This window comes from Candidatus Roseilinea sp. NK_OTU-006 (assembly GCF_012931985.1).
Classification (GTDB): domain Bacteria; phylum Chloroflexota; class Anaerolineae; order J036; family Brachytrichaceae; genus JAAFGM01.
This window is the reverse complement of the sequence record NZ_JAAFGM010000004.1, coordinates 154,607-173,820: the sequence shown is the minus strand read 5'-3', so window position 1 is coordinate 173,820 and position 19,214 is coordinate 154,607. Positions and strand designations below refer to the sequence as shown.

Below are 19,214 nucleotides of genomic sequence, written 5' to 3'. Positions count from 1 at the left end.
GTGCATCCAGCAGGGCGAAGCCGGCCGAACAGCCGGCTTCGTTGCTGTTTCCCCATGGACGCGCCGCGCCGGCCGGCTTGTTCATCCTCAGACGGCCGGCTCCCCGCAGGTTGTGACGTTTCTGTAGCGCCGCCGAGGTACCTTGACCGGACAGACGAAAACGTGAAATGTGTAACCGGTGGAGGAGCACGCAGGATGTTTGTTGGTTTTATTGCTCGTAAAAGGTATCTTCGGGCAGCCCTGATTGCCCTGGCAGGACTGATCGCCCTCGGCTTGCTGGATCAGGCCGCGGTCTTGGCCGACCCGGCGCCGGCGCAGCGCCTGCGCGAGGCCTGGGAACTGGCCCGTGCGCTGCCGGCCTATCGCTTCACCGCCGACATCCAGCAGCACACCCTCCCGCAGGCCGATCCGCGCACCGTCGGACAGGCCGGCCGCCAGCAGCGCGCCTATCTGGAGGGCGAAGCGCGTCCCGCTGCCCAATCCTTCACCGTGCGCATTCTAGATGAGGCTCAAGCGGCCCTGGCAGCGCCGGGGCAGATGCATAACGCCACCGAGTTGGAAGTTACGCCCACTTACGCGCGCGCCCGGCGCGGCGAGGGCGAGTGGCAGACGCTGGAGGACTTCAGCCTGGAGCTGGCCCCCGGCAACGACTGGCTTTCGCCGTTAGCCGCTGCGCGCAACGTGCGCCCGCTGCCGGACGAGCCGAACGCCTTTCAGTTCGAGATTGACGGCGAAGCGTTTGCAGCGCTGGTGCAACAAGCCGCCGCTCGGCGCGCGCTGCGCGCCGGCGCGCTGCCCGCCGGCGCCCAACTGACGCTGGCCTCGCGCTATGCCGATATGCGCGGCGAAGGTGTGATCTGGCTGAACGCGCACGGCCTGCCGCTGCGCCAGCGCCTGAGCGTGCGTTTTGCCCCCGACGGCGGCAACCGCACCGAGGCCCAGGGCACGATTCAGTTTGCCTACGATGACCTGCCGGCCTGGATAACCGCACCGCGCCCGGAGCGCTGGCTGGCGACCCAAGCAGCCGGCTTGCGCGCCCAAGCCCCGGCGCTGGCGTTGGCGCTGGTTGCGATCACGCTCACCGCCGGCGCGGCCCTCCTGCTGACCCGCCGGCGTGGTATGCGGCGCGCGCTGCTGGCCGGCCTGGTCGTGGTGATGGCCGTCACGCCGGCCCTGCAAGCAGCCCAGACCGCCCGCGCCAACGAGACCCAGCGCGCCCAGCGCGCCGGTCAGCAAGCCCGCGAGCGCGAAGCCCAGGCCCAACGCGACTTTTTGCGCCAGACGCTTGGCGCGCGCCCGCTCACGCGCCCGCTCATCCTGCGCAACGACGCCCCCGCGGCGCCCCCTGCCCAGGCTGCGCCGTTGCCAGACGGGCCGGCGCTGGCTCGGCAATACGCCGCCATGCGCGCCGGCAGCCCGGCGGTGGACCTGGACCCGCTTCCGCAGGCCCCGGTCGGCCTCGGCATTGCCGCCGTGCAATCCGATCCAGATACCGACGGCGACGGCCTGAGCGACGCGGTGGAAAACTTGCTCGGCAGCGACCCGCTCCTGCCTGACTCGGACGGCGACGGCCTGAGCGACGCCGATGAAGCCAATGGCTGGACCGTCGGCATGACGCGCTATCGCCTTAATCCCCTCGACGGCGACAGCAACAACGATGGCCGCTCCGACAGCTTGGAGTGCACCTCTGCGCCGTTCAACTGCCCCGATACCGACGGCGACAGCGTGCCCGACATTGCCGACGACGACGATGACAACGACAGTGTGCCCGATCGCTACGACCTCTCACCGGTCACCCGCCGACGCGGCAACGAAGCCGACCAACTCTTCTTCAACCAAGCCCTGCCGCTCGAATTAACTCTGGCCGGCCTGACGCCGGGCAGGATGACCTACGTTCAGTTCCAGCTTCGCCCGACCAACCCCGCCCGCCTGTGGTACGCCTTCAACGTGTACGACTGGCCGCGCGACGACAAGGGCCAGATTCAGGACGTGGACGGCGCGACATTCGCATCGGCGCTGGGCGAGGCCGATCCGCGCAGCGCCAACGGCGATGTGCGCCTGCTGCCCGTGTTGGAGATCGAGGTCTCGCGCGCCGACAACACCTTGCTTTCGCAGGCCGAGCTGAACGCCTACAGCATCAGCCGCCGCGATTTGCCCGATGGCCGCTCGCTGCTGTATGCGCCCGTCTCGCTGGTCAACGACCGATTGACCGAGCAACGCTACGCCTTCACCGCGCGCGTCCCCTTTCGCAGCAGTGCGAGCTGGACGCCCCAAAACGTGCGCCTGGCTTGGATGGTGCAGGCATTGGTGGATCGGCCGGAAGAGAGTCAGTTCAACCAGCTCACCATCCTACACACCTACTACGACGACTGGACGCTCACCGGCCTGAACGTGTACGAGGATCACGGCGCGGCGCTGGCCGTGCTGTATGAGGATCCTGCCGTGGACGATGAACGCGACAGCGACGACACGCTGTTGAAGCTCTCGCTGTTGCTGGACGAGACGTTCGTGGCCGGCCGCGATTGCGACGCCGAAGATGCGCAAGGCCGATGCGTCGGCGATGGCCAACGCGATCTGCGCGTGGATAACCTGACCGCGCGCTTTGACCATACCCTGAACGCCGGCGTGCCCATCACACAACGCTGGGCGCTCAGCAACACCGTGCGCGTCAGCGCCTTCAGCTTTGCCACATCCGAAGCGATGCAGGCCACCCTGGCCCAGACCATCAGCAAGGACCTGCTCACCGGCGTCTTCCAGCCCTATTGGTCGCCGGCCAGCCGCATCACGCCGACGCTGATGTTTGCGCGCGAAGAGCGCAGCGTCAACCTGGGCCTAGATCGCGGCGGCGTCTTGCTGAACCATCCCGCTGTGCGCTTCCAGGGCAACCAGGGACGCTTCGACCTGGCCGGCGCCGGCGTGGACACCACGGCGGCGCTGAGCTGGGCGCCCTACCGCTACAACGGCGCGGAATGGAAGAGCTACGACCTGGCCGATTTCGTCACCTTCGAGGTGGACCGGCGCTATCGCGGCCTGATGCTGGCGCGCCACCCTACCGACGAGAACACCGCTTTCGGCGAGCTGGGCTTGTTACAAGCCTATGTGCTGGGCATTGCCCAGGGCGTCGAGCGCGTGGTGCAGTCGCAAACCAAGACGTTCAAGCTCGAAAAGCAATCGTCTGATCTGAAGCTCTGGCAGCGCGTGACGTTGCAAAGCGCCAACGCAGCGGTGAAGGGCGCCAACTTCGTGATCAATCTGCTGTATTACGGCCTGACTGAGAGCGCGTATGCCTTTCAACCCGGCTGGTTGGGCAAACTGGGCGGGGTGCTGAAGGAGCTGCCGCTGGTGGGCGGGCAGCTTGCCTCGAACGTCACCAAGTTTGGCCTGCTGGCCGGCCTAAAGGAATTTTTCAAAGCTGCCAAGTGGAAGCTGATCGCCTTGGGCGCAGCCGGGGCGGTGGTGGGCGCCGCCGTGGCCATCACGCTGCTGGTGCTGTATCTCACTACGCCGGACTACGGTTTTCAAATTGGGCTGGCCGTGGTGATCGGCGCGATGACCATTTTCTTTTCGCTCGTCAAGCCGCTGATTAGCATCGCGCAGTTCTTCGTGGCGCAATTCCAGGCCGCCGTGGCAGCCGGCGCAACCAAGCTGGCCGCGCTCTCGGCGGCGGCCTCGGCCACCTTTGGAGGTGGGCTGGCCGTCTTCCGCGCCACGCTCGTCACGGCGGTGTTGGCGCTCATCGTGCAGGTGGGCATGGCGGTGGGCACATTCATCTTTCAGTGGGCCAATGGCGCTGCCTTCGGCAGCCTGGACCTGAACGCAGCCTTCGCCCGCTTGGTGGTGGAGATTTACATTGCCTTCCTCACCTTCGCGCTGAGCGTGACGGTGGCCGGCGCGGTGCTGCTCGGCGTGTTGGCCAGCATAGATGCCATTTTGAACATCCTGTGCACGGCCAGGGTGCCCAACACCTGCTGGTCCATCACCGGCATCGTCGTGCAGGTCGCGGCGGCGTTCATTTACGGCGGCGCGCCGGTGGTGCGCCTCAGGGCGGTGGAAGCCGGCAAGCTCAATGTGCGCCTGAGCGACCCTGAACGCGGCTTCATCGCCGGCAATCGCCTGACGCTCAGCCTGGACGTGTCTACCTACATTGACGAGGCGACGATGTATGAGATCAACCATCAATCTGTCTCTTCGTATCACGCCAAGACGCGCGGCCCAGGGGGCGACGACGCCAGGCGCCGCACCGCTGTGCGCTATACGCTGAACGCCGACCCGCCGGAGGTGAGCGTGAACGCCATGCGCAACGCCTGGGCCATGCAACTGGGTGGGCCATACTCCACCCACTACGTCAATCAGCAGACCGCCCAGGCGCCGGAGATTGTGTTGCAGCCCGGCGTCAACGTCAGCATACCGGTGCGCCTGAACTACAGCTTTGCCCTGCCGGCGGTCGAATGCTGGCTGCTCAACTTTTGCAAGCTCAACGAAGTTAAGGGCAAACAGAGCGGCCAGAACCTCGGCTTCTTCCTCGACGTGTTGCCCAACGCGCTCGATCAATTTGCCGGCTGGGAGTGGTCGCCGGCGTTTACCGCGCGCATCAATCCCGCCATCACGCGCAACATCTCGTGTGATCGGGACGGCGATGGCTTGCGCAGCCCCTTCTGCGGCGGCAACGACCCCAACGACTTGCTCAGCGATACCGACGGCGACGGCGTCCCCGACCCCAAAGAGTTGGCGCTGGGTAATCAAGGTCGCTATTTCCGCCCGATCCAGTCCGACGCCGACGGCGATGGCCTGAGCGATGCGCTGGAGCTGCGCTATGGCACCCATCCGTCTAGCGCCGACACCGACGGCGACGGCTTGACCGACGCTGAGGAAGTGAACGGCTGGGACATGGCCTATGGCTACGTTGGCGCGCCGCCGGCCCTGGACACCAATGGCTGCCGGCTGCCCGGCGGCGCGCGCCGCACCATCCGCGTCGTCTCTGACCCGCGCGCTTACGATACCGACGGCGACAGCCTGAGCGACCGCGACGAGAAGACGCTCAACGCCTGTGATCCGATCGGCTTCCCCTTCCATCCCAACGTGCCCAACGCCAACCCGTTGGCTGTGAGCTTTAACTTTGCCGATGCCGATGGCTTCCTGGCCCCGGGTCAGGTGATGCCGTTCACCGTCACCGTGCTGAACGACACGCCCCAGGTGAACCCGCTCAACGCGCGCGGCGTCTTGACCGTCACCCGCGCCCCGCTCTATGGGGCGGCGCCGCCCATGGTGCGCAATTTCCCCGGCCTGTGGCGCGGGGCAAGTTTCGACGTGACCGGCATCGTCACCGTGCCGTTCGCCGTGGCGTCGCAGCCGGCGCCGATCACGGCATCGGCTGCGGCAGAGCTGTACGCCGGCGCGCCCGGCAGCGGCGTGAACATCAGCCCGCGCTATGTGGCCGCCCTGCGCGTGGACAACGACCCGCCCAACGCCCAGACCACCAGCTTCAGCAACGGCGCGTACATGGCCGCCGGCAGCACGGTGGTGGTCGGCGGCGAGGCAGTGGACCCCACCTCCTACGTGCAGCGAGTGGAGGTGCGGCTGAACAGCGGCGCGTGGCAGACGGCCACCCACACGGCGTTCTGGTCGTATGCGTTGGCGGTGCCGCTGACCGAAGGCCCGCACACCTTCAGCGCCCGCGCTGTGGATGCGGTGGGTAACCTGCAACCTGCCCCCCATGTGCTGAGTTTCCTGGCCGATGCCAATCCGCCCGCCGTCGTCAGCAGCGTGCCGGACGATGCCTTGCGCGCCGCCGTGGCGCTGCCCGACGGCAACTGGGGCGTCCGCTTGAACGGCGCGGCCAGCGACCCCAACCTGGTCAGCGGCCACCCCGGCAGCGGGGCCAGCTTCGTCGAGGCGCTGGTGGTGGCCGCGCCGGCGGTGAGCGGCTTGCCCACCCCTTACACCGCCACCTGGCAGCGCGCCGAGGTCACCACCACCGGTTGGGTGCTGACCTACGTCCTGCCGCTGTTCGACGTGGACGGCAACGTCATCACCGACCCCACCGGCACATACACCGTGTATCTGCGCGGCGGCGACTTCGCCGGCAACCTCACTGCGCCGGCCAACTACGTCGCCTTCCGCCTGCGGCTGGATAATCGCGCGCCGGCCTTCAGCTCGGTCACGCCCCAACAAAACCTGACCTACGACGGCGTGGTCACCCAAGCCCTGCCCAACCTGACCATCACCACCACGCGCGCGCTCAGCGGCTTCGTCTTCGAGAATGCGCCGGCCGGCCTGAACAGCGGCGTGCACACGGCCACGCTCACGCTCATGCCGGGCGATCAGGGCGTCGCCCCCGGCATGTGGCGCGCCTGGTATCGCAACAACACTCAGGCCATCGGCGCGCCGGACTACGAAGGGTTGGCGGCCAACATTGATTTTGCCTGGCCGGCCGGCCCGGCGCCGGGCGTGCTGGCCGATGGCTTCTCGGTGGACTGGTTACGCCAGGCGCTCTTCCGCGTGGACGGCGTGTACACCTTCACCCTAGAGCGCGAGAGCGACGCCGCCGGCGCCATCCGCCTGTTCGTAAACGACCTGCCGGTGCTCAGCGCGACCGGCGGCACAGTTCAGGCTGCCACTGTGTTGACGATGACCAGCGGCCTGCACACGCTGCGCGTGGTGTACGCCGACGGCAGCGGCGCGGCGCAGGCGCGTTTCAACGTCACCCTGGCGCGCGCCCTGCCGCAGCCGGTCGTGCTGGGTGCATCCGGCAGCGGCGTGCTCACCACCACCTGGCATTACACGCTGCCCGATCAACTCGAAGGGCTATACCAGCTCGACCTGGCCGGGCGCGACATGCTGAGCAACACCGGCCGCTACGTCAACTTCTGGCGCGGTGAGATTGACACCACCCCGCCGCGCGTCGGCGTGGACGTGAACTACGTCGGCATCGGCGCAGCGTCGCGCACCATCTACACCGTGCGCGCCACCGACTTCAACCTGGTGCAAGACGGCTTCATCGGCCCGTGCGGCGACCCGAAGCCAGAGGAGCTGTTTACCTACGACACGGCTTGGTGGCGCGAATGGATCAACGACAGCAGCCGGCTCTACGAGATCGTGCAACGCTGCGAGCGCCCCGGCCACGTGGTCGAGCCGCCGCGCATCCGCGCTTGTGATGTGCATGGCCATTGCGCCGACACCTATGCCATCCCGCCCGGCGCGCCCAATAACCGCAGCCTGTATTACAGCACCTACAACACGCTCTATCGCAAAGACCTGGCCAGCGGCCAGACGCAAGTGGCCTGGCCACACTGGAATCGCAGCGTGGGCTGGATGTTCCCCGATTCGGCCAACGGGCGCTTGCTGGTGGTGCACTACGACGACGCGCTGCGCGTGGATGTCATTGACCTGAACACGAACGCGGTGAGCGCCACGTTCACCCTGCCGCCCGGCGTGCAGGCGCAAGACATGGCCTTCGATCCGCTCAGCGGGTGGCTCTATCGCATTGATTACACCAATGTGCTGGGCCGGCTGAACACCTGGACCGGCCAGTACGTCACCGTCACCCTGCCGCATCGGCTGGGCTGGGCGCTGGCCTATGACTGGCAGAATCAGCGCCTGTTTGCCCGCGATGGCGAATTCGATCGTTACTTCTTCACCGACAGCACGCCGGAGAGCGCCCGCCTGCGCTTCTTGTTGCCGGATGGCACGTTCCAGGGCTACATCGGCGACCCGCGCCCTTCGTCGTTCAGCTACTTCGACAACCGCATTCACGGGTTCGACCGCCCGCCCTTCTGGACGCAGCTCGGCGTTGCTGTTGATCCCGTCTCGCGCCAGATTTTCTGGTGGGGCAACGGCGGACGGCTGTATGCCGCGTCTTATCCGGGCAACTTCAGCGCCGTCAACGACGGCTCGACCCTCGGCGCGCCGAACTTCTACACCGTCACCACGCTCTTCGCGCCGACTCAGCCGTTGCGAAGCGGTTCCTCAAGCTGGTTCAGATTGTATGTGGATAACCCCACCCATTACAGCCCAACGCTGAAGCTGTACTTTGTGGATTGGCAGACGCTCAACATCAAGCGCATCAACATCAGCAACACGCTGTTCCTCTCGCTCGAAGATGTGGTCACCGAGACGGCTAATGTGAATTCGCCTTTCGACGGCTTGCAGACCTTCGCCCTGGACGTGAACCACCGGCCGGCGGCCAATTCCCAAGCGCTGTTCACCGACATCAACACGCCGATCACCTTTACCCTAGATGTGACCGACGCCGACCGCAACCCGCTGAGCCTGCGCATCCTCACCCCCTTCGGGCGCGGCGCGCTGAGCGGCTGGCCGGCCGGCCGCGTGATCACAGCGCCGGCGTTGGCGTACGCGCCCGACGCCGGCTTCTCTGGCTACGACCGGCTGGATTACCAAGTGGATGACCATCGCGGCGGCCTCGTCACCGGCACGGTCAGCATACGCGTGCGCCCGCCGCTGGTGCTTGAATCGGCGGTGGTCACGCCCACCAACGGCGCCACCCGCGATAGCCTGGCCCCTGTGCCGATCGGCGTGGCGGCCAACGCCAGCGAGCCGGTGCGCCGCATCACCGTCACCGTCAACGGCGCGCCGGCCCTGGTCAGCCCCATCCTCAACCAAACCAACCCGGTCTGGACGACCACCTGGACGCCCATCCCTGGCCGGCACGTGCTGGCTTCGGTGATCGAGGATGTCTATGGCCGCGTGCAGACCCAGACCGCGCCCATCTCGCTGACCGTGGCGATCACCGCGCCGCACCTGGCGCTGAGCGGGCCGCTCATCACCGGCAGCGCCTCGCCCGGCGAGGGCATGTTCTTCGTCGGCGGGCTGGTGACGGCGTTCGCCGACCTGCGCGCGCTCACCGTCACCGTCGGCGGCCCCGGCGGCCTGAGCGAGTCCGGCTTGGCGAGCATAGACGACGGCGTGGATGTGTTGCCCAACGGCGCGCGCCGCCATGCCTGGCGCTATCTCGTCCAGGCGCCAAACGCCTATAACCCCGCCGGCATCACCGTCAACGCGGTCACGTTGGACGCCGCCAATCGCACCACAGCCCTTGCCGCACCGCTCACCGTGGACATCGTCCCGCCGGCCCTGGTGACGCCCAGCCTGTTGCTCGTCAGCGGCACGATGCTGTTCCCCATCACCACCGGCCTGGCCATTCGCAACAGCACGCCCACCCTGGCGCTCGTCTGGACGGAGGCGAGCGATCCGGCCGGCTTGCAGGATTACGTAGCCGGCTGGACGCAATCGGCATCCTTTGCGCCCTCCACCGTGCTGCTGCCGAATCAGCCGCGCCGGCTCGACCGCGCCACCGGCGAAGCGCAGACCTGGTTTGCCCATCTCTCCGCCCGCGACGCGCACGGCAACGGCAGCCGGCAGACGCTCGGCCCGATCATCGTGGACGCCCCCACCACGCCCGACGTGACCACGCTGGGCTTCAGCCATTGGCTGGAGTCAGGGGCCACGCAGGTGGGGGCGCACCCGCGCGCCCGCTGCGGCGATGTGGTCACGGCCACACAATGCCCGCAGGCGTTCTACGTTACCTGGGATGCCCTGGCTTTGCGCCTGGCCTACACCGGCGGCAACTGGGCCAGCGACGGCGACCTGTGGCTCTTCTTCGACACCCAGGCCGGCGGCGCAACGCGCGACCCGCTCAACCGCGTCGCCATGCCCGAACAGCCGCTCGGCCCCGATCAGCCGGCCAGCCTGCCCATGCGCCCAGATTACGCCGTGCGCGTTGTCTCGCCCCAGACGGCCACCCTTTACGCCTGGAGCGGCAGCGCCTGGCAGGCGCAACGCGAGCTGAACAGCGCCGAGTTCGCCTTCATCCCCGGCGACGTCCCGCGCACCGACCTGCGCCTGCTATGGACGGCGCTGGGCGTCTTGGCGCCGGCCAGCACACCGTTCGGCCTGTTGGCAGTGGCCCTGGCCGAAAACGGCCGCGTGATGGCCTGGATGCCCAACCCCTCGCCCGAAGGCGATCTGTGGGGCGCGGCGCTGGCCACGCCCACTGCCTATCTGCGCTGGAACGCCGCAGCCAGCGGTGTGCGCCCCAACGCGGGCCGCTTTGTCGCCTCGGATGCGCGCGTCGCCGTGCAGGCGGCGACTACCACGCCGGACGGCGCGGCGGTCACCGTCGGCGCGCGAGCTTGGCTGGCCGACCTGCCGCCGGCCCTCGCCGACCTGCCGCAGCCGCCCGGCGCGGCGCTGCCCACCATCGGCCCCAACCGCGCCGTGACGTTTACCCTCAGCGTTACCAACGCCGGCAGCGCCGCGACCGATGGCCTGAGCTTCAACGTGGTCTCTGGCGGCGCGCTTGCCCTGAGCGGCGGCAATGCCCAGACGCTGACCCCGCCCGCCGTCGCCCCCGGCGCAGGCAGCGTGCTCACCCTCACCGGCCTGACCGGCAACAGCGGCGTCGCCCAGTTTGACGTGGCGCTGCGCGACGCGCCGCGCCGGGCCTACGACTGGTTCGCCCTGCGCTATCTGATTGACATCACCGCGCCGGTCAGCCTGAGCGCCTCGTCACCGCTGAGCTGGGTCAATCCGCTCACCAACACCTTCAGCGGCGCGGCGTTCGACCTCTCGCCGCTGGCCGCGGTGACGGTGGAAGTGCAACCCGGCGTGGGCGCGCCGGTGGCGCAGACCTGCCCCCAGCCGGCCGGCAACGGCGGCGTGAGCTGGTCGTGCATCGTCAACTTGAACGGCATGAGCGGCACCGTCACCGTGCGCGTGCGCGCTGCCGACATCTGGGGCAACCAAAGCGGCTGGACGGTTATCGGCAGCCGCCAGGTGGATCACGTCGCCCCAGCGCTGACCCTGGACGCGCAGACCGAGAGCCTGCTGAGCAGCGGTTACTTCGGCAACCACGGTCGCACCGAGGCCGGGCGGGGCGTCATCCCGCTGCGCGGCGTCCTGAACGACGAACGCGAGGCGCGGCGCATCGTGGCCTGCGCCCGCTTGCCCGAACAAGCGGCCTGTTTGCCCGAACAGACGCGCGCGCTGGAGGCGACGGAATTTGCCACCGCCCTGGCTTTGGACACCGAGCTGGCCTTCCTGCGCGAGGGCGACGCCGTCTCGCAGGTGCTGGAGCTGTACGGCCTCGACGCGGTCGGCAACCGCAGCGCCGTGCTCACCCGCACGGCCTGGGTGGACACCGTGCCGCCCATCATCACCGTCACCGAGGCGCTCAGCCCGGTGTTCGACGTGGATTTCGGGACGGCGCCGGTGCACCAGGCGGTGATCACCGGCCTGGTGAGCGACGGCGCGCTGCGCGTGGTGCGCGGCTGGCTGATGAACAGCGCCGGCGTCATCACCGCCTACACCGCCACGGTCGCCGGCGGGCAGTGGGTGCTTACCCCGACCCTGCCGGCCGGCGCGTATGGCGTCTATACCCTCACCGTGGAAGCCTGGGATCGCGCCGATAACCGCAGCGCGTCGCTGATGCACACGTTCGTGTACACGCTGGACACCGTGCGCCTGCAGCTGGGCGCGCAACGGGTAGATGCCGATGGCCTCGTCCTGCCGGCCGGCGCGCCGATTACCCCCGGCTTGCCGCTCACCTGGCAGGTGACCCTGCGCAACAGCGGCGGCCTGACGGCTACCCAGCCCACCACCTTGACGGTAGCCTGGCCGGTCTTGCTCGCTGCGCCGCTCTGCCAGGTCACCGGCGGCGCGAGCTGCGCTTTCGACGGGTTGGATGTGCGCGTGGCCTGGCCGACGCTGGCGCGCGGCGCGCAGCACACCCTCACGCTGAGCGCGCTTGTCCCGGCCGGCCTGAACGATGGCGTAGCCATCGCGCTCGCCGGCCAGGTAACCAACACAGGTGTGAACCGGCCGGCGCATTCCACGCTCGGCGCCCAGGTCGTCCACACCACCACGGCGCAAAGCGCGCTGGCGATCCACAAGTCCGCGCAGACAGAGTCCGCCTCGGCGGCGACGCTCTTCGCCGGCGACCCGCTCACCTTCACCGTGCGCGTCACCAACACCGGCGGGGCGCTGCTGCGCGACCTGGTGCTGACCGATGCGCTGCCCGCCGGCTATGCTGTGCTGACCTACAGCCTGGCCGCTCAGCCCGCCATGAACGCCAATTGCGCGCTGGGCGCGACGCTGAGCTGCGCGGTGCGCCGGCCGCTGCGCCTGCTCTACGTGGACGACAACGAATCCAGCAGCAGCTACTGGCGTCGCTTGCGCCTGAACGAGATCGCGGCGGCCAACGGCTGGCAGGTGAGCGTGTTCGAGGCCTACGGCGCTGCCGACGGCCCAACGGCCGCCGAGATGTTGAATCACGACCTGGTGCTGTGGGATAGCTGGACCAAGGCCGACCCGACCCATCAAGGGCCGAACGCGCGCGACGCGCGCCATCTGGCCGCCTTCGTGGCAGGCGGCGGACGCCTGATCTTGGGCACGTCGTGGGCCAGCGCCTTCGCCGATCCGGCCTATCCGTCCACGCTGCGCCCCTGGGCGGCGGCGTTGCTCTCCGAGACGTTGCGGGTGGATCCAGCCGGCTTCCAGGTCAAGATGACCTACGATCTTGCTTTCCAGCGCGGCTTCACCGGCGCCAACGCCTTTGCCGGCATCTTTGCCCCGGCAAATGCTACCGACTACCAGCCCAGCTACGTGCCGGCCTTGTCCGGCGGCACGGTCGGCCTGACCTATCTGGACACCGGCAACCACCCGGCGGCGGTGTACACCGCCCGCACGCTGATGCTGGGCTTCGCGCCGGTGGTGGGCCTGTCGGTCAATCAGCCGAATGTGCTGGCCGCGTTGCTCACGCAGGCGGTGCAGACGCTCGCCCCGCCGGCCTATAGCCTGGCCGGCGGCCAGAGCGCCACGTTGACCGTGGCGGGCGCGCCCAACGCCGTCGGCGCGCAGACGAACATCGCGCAGGCTCAGGCCTCCAACGCTGCCCTGGCCGGCGCCAATGTGAACTACACCGTCCTGGTCTCGACGGCGCTGCAAGGGCTGGCCCAAGCTGCCGCGCCAAGCGTGCAGGTGGGCAACGACCTCAACGTCACCGCTCGCATCACCAACGCCGGCCCGGTCGCTGCGACCGGCGTGGCCTTGACGGCCGCCCTGCCGGCCGGTGCGGCGCTGGTGAGCTACGCCGGCGACGGACTGAGCTGCGCCGACTCCGGCGGCGTGATCACCTGCACGGCGGCCACGCTGAACGTGGGCAACAGCGCCGGCGTGGTGGTGACCGTGACGGCGACCGGCGGCGGTCAGAAGGCGCTGACCTTCTGGCGGCAGAGTGACCAGTCGGCGCTGCGCAGCGCCGCGGCGCAATTTGTGGCTTCGGGCAACGCCAACCCGTCCCTGGTTGCCCTCTCCGCGCCGGCCGCCGTGATCACCGCCGGCTTGGGCGCCACCCTGACCCTGGTGGCGGCCAACAGCGGCCCACAGCCGGCAGACATGCTCATCACCGTCACGTTGAGCGGCTGGCAGTTCGCCGGCTGGCCGGGCATGCAGCCGCAGGGCATGGCGCTCGCGCCGGGTGCAGCGCAGATCCTCGGCGCGCCGGGCGCGGCGATGGATGTCGCCGGCGGCGCGTGGGACGATGGGCAATTGGCCATCACCCTCAGCGTGCCGACGCTGGCTGCCGGCGATTCCTTGACCATGCATCTGCCGCTGATGCCCCATCCGGCGCTGGTGAGCGGCACGCTGCTGATCGCCCGCGCCGGGGTGACCACCACGGTGAACGACACCGCGCCGGGCGACAACCTGGCCGCACCGTTGACGCTGACGGTCACCGCGCAGGCCAACCTGCGCGTGTCGAAGCAGGCGTTGGGCGGCGGACTGGTTAACCAGCCGATCCCCTACGCCATCACGCTGATCAACGACGGGCCTTCCGCAGCGCATGGGTTGGTGCTCACCGACCCCGTGCCGTCTGGCCACGCCTTTGCGGACGCCGAGGCGCTCATCAACGGTCAGGCGCGGCGCTGTCTGGCTGCCGGCGGGGTGGTGCAGTGCGCCCTCACCGGCCTGCCGCGCCGTGTGTTGTTGGTCAACGACGACGTCGGCAACTTCACGCTCTTCTACGAAAACGCGCTGAACGCGCTGAATGTGGCGTGGGATCGCATGGTGGTCACGGGCACAAACGATGGCCCCAGCGCGGCGTTCATGTCGGCCTACGACTTGGTGATTTGGGTGTCGCAGGTGCAGGCCGGCCATCCGACCGGCATCGGCCCCAGCGCCAACGACGAAGCGCACCTGATGCAATACCTGGCCAACGGCGGCAGCCTGTTGCTGGACAGCCAGGGCTATGCCAACGCGCGCGGTGGGCTGACCCGCTTCATGACCGAGACGCTGGGCGTGGACGCGCTGGCGATTGACGGGCTGCCCTCTATGAATGATCAGGCCGTCGGCGTGGGGTCGTTCGTCGGCTTCGGCGTGATGAGCGTCAGTGGGATGAGCAACGCTGATGTGTTGACGCCCACCAGCGCGGCGCAGACGGTGGTGCGTTGGTTTGAGTCCGGCGCGCCCCGACATTCGGTCGGTGTGTGGCACCCGGCCAAACGAGCCTTCTACCTGGCCTTGCCGTTCTACGGCCAGCCCGACGCAACGCGGTTGGGCGTGATTCTGAACGCCCTGCGCCGCCCGCCGCTGATGCCGGGTAGCGCCGCCGATGTGACCGTGATCTTCACTGCGCCGGTAAGCTCGCAGACGGTGGTGAACACGGCTTATGCGCGCGCCGACGGCGGCAGTGCGGTGACCACCACCGCCCCGTTGAGTGTGATCGGCTGGTCGGCGTTTGACGTGCAGATGGACGGGCCGGCCAGCGCCGTCAGTGGCGACACGCTCACCTACACGATTGTTTTCACCCACACCGGCATCGAGGCTGCCGGGCCGGTGACGCTGACGCACATGCTGAGCGACACCGACCGCGCTTCGGCGGACTGGTGGGGCATGAGCTGCGACACGTCGCACCCGCGCCTGCTCACCTGCACCTTGCCCAGCATGGCCATCGGCGCTGCGCAGCGGATCACCGTGACCGCGCTGACGCTGGGCTGGTATCCGGCGCAGACGATCACCAGCACGGCGCGCGTGCGCGCCAGCAACGCGCAGCTCCCGGCCGGCTACGTCGCCCAGGCCACGACCCGCATCACGCCGTCGGTGGATGTGCAGGCCGGGGTGGTCGCGCCGACCAACCTGCCGGTGGCCGGCCTGGCGCTGGCCGGCCACGTCCTGGTGACCAACGCAGCCGCCCTGGCCGACGCGCCCGGCGTGGTGATCACGGCGGCGGCGCTGCGCTTGTTGGATAGCGCCCCCTTGCCCTTCACCGGCTGCCAGGTGCGCCGGCAGAGCGACGATGCGCCGGTTGCCGGCGCGACCTGCGTGGCAGACGCCGGCGGGCTGACGGCGACGGTGGATATGGACACCAACTGGATCAACACGGCGCGGCTGCGGGTGGTGTTCACGGCATCGGTGCCGCTTGGACTGACGCATGGCGAGCTGGTGCGCGTGTCGGCCCGCGCCTGGCCGGGGCCGTTGGCGATTGAATCCGCGCCGGCCAATAACGCGGCGCAGACCGACGTGAGCATCGTCGGCAACACCGACCTGCGCGTGGTGTCGTTCAGCGCCGCGCCGCTTACCCCAACCGCCGGCCTGCCGATGACCTACACCGTTGTGGTGCGCAACGACGGCCAGCAAACCGCGCCCGATGTCGTCATCACCACCACGGCGACGCTTGCGGTGTTCCACAGCAACCCGGCCCCGCCGATCACATCGTGCAGCGCCACGGGCGGCGGCCTGTGCGCCGTGAGCGGCGCAACAGCGGTGATCACCTACGCCGCCCTCGCCCCCGGCGAGCCGCACACGCTCACCCTGGTGACGGCCGTGCAACACGACCTGGAGCAGTTCACGCCCGATGAGTTCATCCAGCGCGCCATCACCCTCTCCAGCCCGCTGCACGACCTGAACCCGGCCGATAACCAGCTCGCCCAGGCCAACGCTGTGCAGACGCAGGCCGATTACCAGCTCACCCTGACGCCGGCGGCGACCGAAGTGGTGCACCTGGGCAGCCTGACCTACACCGTGTGGGTGACCAACGCCGGCCCCTCTACGCTGGTGCAGCCGCACTTCTGGCTGACGGCGAGCGACGCGCTGAACGCCTTCTACACCCTGCCCGACAGCTACGCCTGTAGCAACATCAGCGCGCTGGTGTGCCAGATGGCAATCGCGCTGGCCCCTGGCGAGTCGCGCATGTTGACCGCGACGCTGAGCTTTAACGCCGACCCGCCGGGCGCGGGGGTGGTGACGGCCAGCGTGGCTTCGCTGTCTACGTTCCCGACGCCTGACCCCGCGCCGGCTAACAACAGCATCACTGCGCCGGTGCAGATCACCTATCCCTCCACGCTGCATCTCTCCGTCACGCCTTCCGACAACCCGCTGCCGGCCGATCAACTCATCACCTTCACCATCAACATCACGCGCGACGGGCCGGACGTGGTCTTGCGGCGCATCACCATCCCGGTTCCGCTCAACCTCAGCCCGGTCGCGGTTTGGGAGAACGTTGGCTACTGGCCGGAGCGGTGCGCCATCACGCGCACGCTGGAGACGGCCAGTGGCATGTCGTTCGTCTGCCACACGCTGGGCGTGGGGGCCGGCGGCGCGCAGGTGTTCGCCGTCTTCGCGCCCGACATCGCCAACTTCAGCTTCGTGCTCACGGCCAGCGCCTATGGCGCATGGGCCGGCCTGGCTTTTGCCCAATCGCCGACGGTGACGGTGGTCCAGCCGGTGGCCGACCTAGCCGTTGCCCATGCCGTGACGACCGCCGACGGGCTGATCGCGGGCGACCTGCTGACCTACACCATCCTGGTGACTAACCTCGGCCCGCTGAACGCCAGCGGGGTGCAGGTGACCAGCACCGCGCACGCCGCCATCAGCCTGACGATGTGCGAGGCGCAATACGGTTCGTGCGCGCTGAGCGCCAATGGCATCAGCGCCACGCTTGGGACGCTGGCGCCCGGCGCCGGCCGCCAGATTACCGTGCTGGCCGTCTTGAGCGATCCTCTGCCCATTGGCGCTGTGGTCACGCACACCGTCTTAGTTGCCACCAGCGCGCGCGACGACTTGCCGGCCAACAACCAGGCCGCGGCGACGGCGCAAGTGCGCGACCGCGCCATCCTGGGCTTGGCGCTCGCCTCGAATGCGCCACAGCCGCCGGGGCCGGACGGCCTGGTGCACCTGACGGCGACGATCAGCAGCGGCACAAACGTGAGCTTCACTTGGAGCCTGGGCGATGGCAATCTGGCCTATGGCCCGACGGCGGCTCATGTGTACAACGTGCCGTTCAGCCCGGCCTACGCGCTCACGGTCTTCACCGCCGTGGTGACCGCCTCGAACAGCGCCGGCGCGGTCGTTGCCAGTTTGCCGATCACGCTGCAAGAGGGGACGCCGGCCTGGCGCGACATGTTCTCCCTGTGGTTCGAGGCCACCATGGACGGCTACGGCGAGGCGCTGGCCGGCCAGCCTTTCACCATGCACGTTTATCTCACCGGCACCGCCAGCAACGCGCAAGTGGCCGTGAACTGGGCCGACGGCGCGGTGGTCACTCGGCCGGCCGACCTGTTCATGGTGGACGGCGGCGGGGCAGTGTGGCGCTATGCGGTGTTCTCGCACACCTACAGCGTGGGCGGCGAGGTGGACCCGATCACCGTCACGGCCTTTAACCGCGCCGGCCAGATCGGCCCGCGCACCACGTTCGTACGCGTGCGGCAAAGCATCACCGAGACCGGCCTGAGCTTTGCCTTCGACGCGCCGGCCTACACCGCCGTCGGCGTGCCCACGCCCTTCACGCTCACCACCAGCGGCGGCTACCCGCTCAACTTCTCCTACGACTTCGACAGTGATGGCATCGTTGACGCCTACGGCGGTTGGCCGAACCATCGGCTGGATCAGAAGACGTGGGTCTTCAGCGCGCCCGGCCTCTACACCGCCACGGCGGTGATCGAAAATGACCTCGACTATCCGTTTGGCCTGGGCGTGCATTACCTGACGCTGACCCGGCAGATTGTGGTCAGCGCGGTGGTGCCCATCGTCGGGTTGGCTGCCGCCAGCAGCAGCCCGACGGCGCTGGGCGCGCCGACCTGGTTCACCGCCAGCCAGTCCGGCGGCAACCTGATCACCTACGTCTGGGACTTTGGCGATGGGGTGACCGCCACGCTGACCGGCACGACGGTTGCCCATGTGTATGCGCTGCCCGGCAGCTATACCGTCACCGTCACCGCCACCAACTTGCTCAACCAGCAAACGGCGACCACCGGCGTGGTGGTGCAGCAACCCATCGCCGGCCTGAGCGCCACGGCCAGCGGGCCGACCTTCCTCGGCCAGCCGACATTCCTGGCTGCTGCGCTGGATGCGGGATGGCCGGTCAGCTTTACCTGGGATCTGGGCGACGGCAATCTGGCCTATGGTTCGTCGGTCAACCACGCCTACGGCGCGATTGGGACCTACACCGCCATCGTCACCGCGTTCAACCTGCTTGGCGCGCAGGTCGCCAGCGTCGCGCTGGTGATCACCGATGCCCCGCCGATTGGGCTGAGCGCCGGCGCGCTGGCGCCGGCCCCGGTTGGACAGGCCGTTCAGTTCACGGCTACTACCGCCGGCGGCAGCGGCCTGACTTTTGCCTGGGACTTCGGCGACGGCGTGCAGTTGCAAGGGCAGAACCAGACCCACGCCTACGACGCGCCGGGGGTGTATCTGGTCACGGTGCGGGCGTGGAACGCCAACGGGCAGATCAGCCTGACGCTGCCGGTGACGATCACGATGCCGCCGGCGCAGGTGAACCCGCTGCAAGTTGCCGGCGTGGAGGCGGAGGGCAGCGCGATGATCACCGTCGCGCTGGCTATGCCGCTGCCCATGGCGGTGGGCCTGACCTACGCCACGGTGGATGGCACGGCGCAGGCCGGCAGCGACTACGCTTACACCGCCGGCGTGCTGGTCTTTGCGCCGGGCGAGACGCAGAAGATCATCAGCGTGCCAATCCTGGACGACGGCTTGCCTGAGCCGGATGAGTGGTTCTTCGTGCACATCGGCCGGCCCGACCCGGCGCTGGGTGCGCTGACGATGTCGGCTGTGACCGTTGCGGCTGAGACGGCGCAGGGTGAGGCCGGGGCGCAGGCGCTGTTGGACGACCCGCCGATTGTGGTGCGCGTGCTGATCCCCGGCACCTATCGCCTGTATCTGCCGTTGGCGCGGAGGGCGGAATGAGACAC

At 68.6% G+C, this 19,214-nt stretch carries 1 protein-coding gene; it reads left to right on the top strand.

Annotation, left to right across the window (positions count from 1 at the left end; all coding sequences use genetic code 11):
- The first annotated feature begins 195 nt into the window (after positions 1–195).
- Positions 196–19,209: a PKD domain-containing protein gene (locus tag GXH28_RS04270; RefSeq protein ID WP_169237771.1), complete on the top strand. Its 19,014-nt coding sequence runs from the start codon at positions 196–198 to the stop codon at positions 19,207–19,209.
- Positions 19,210–19,214: the final 5 nt, after the last annotated feature.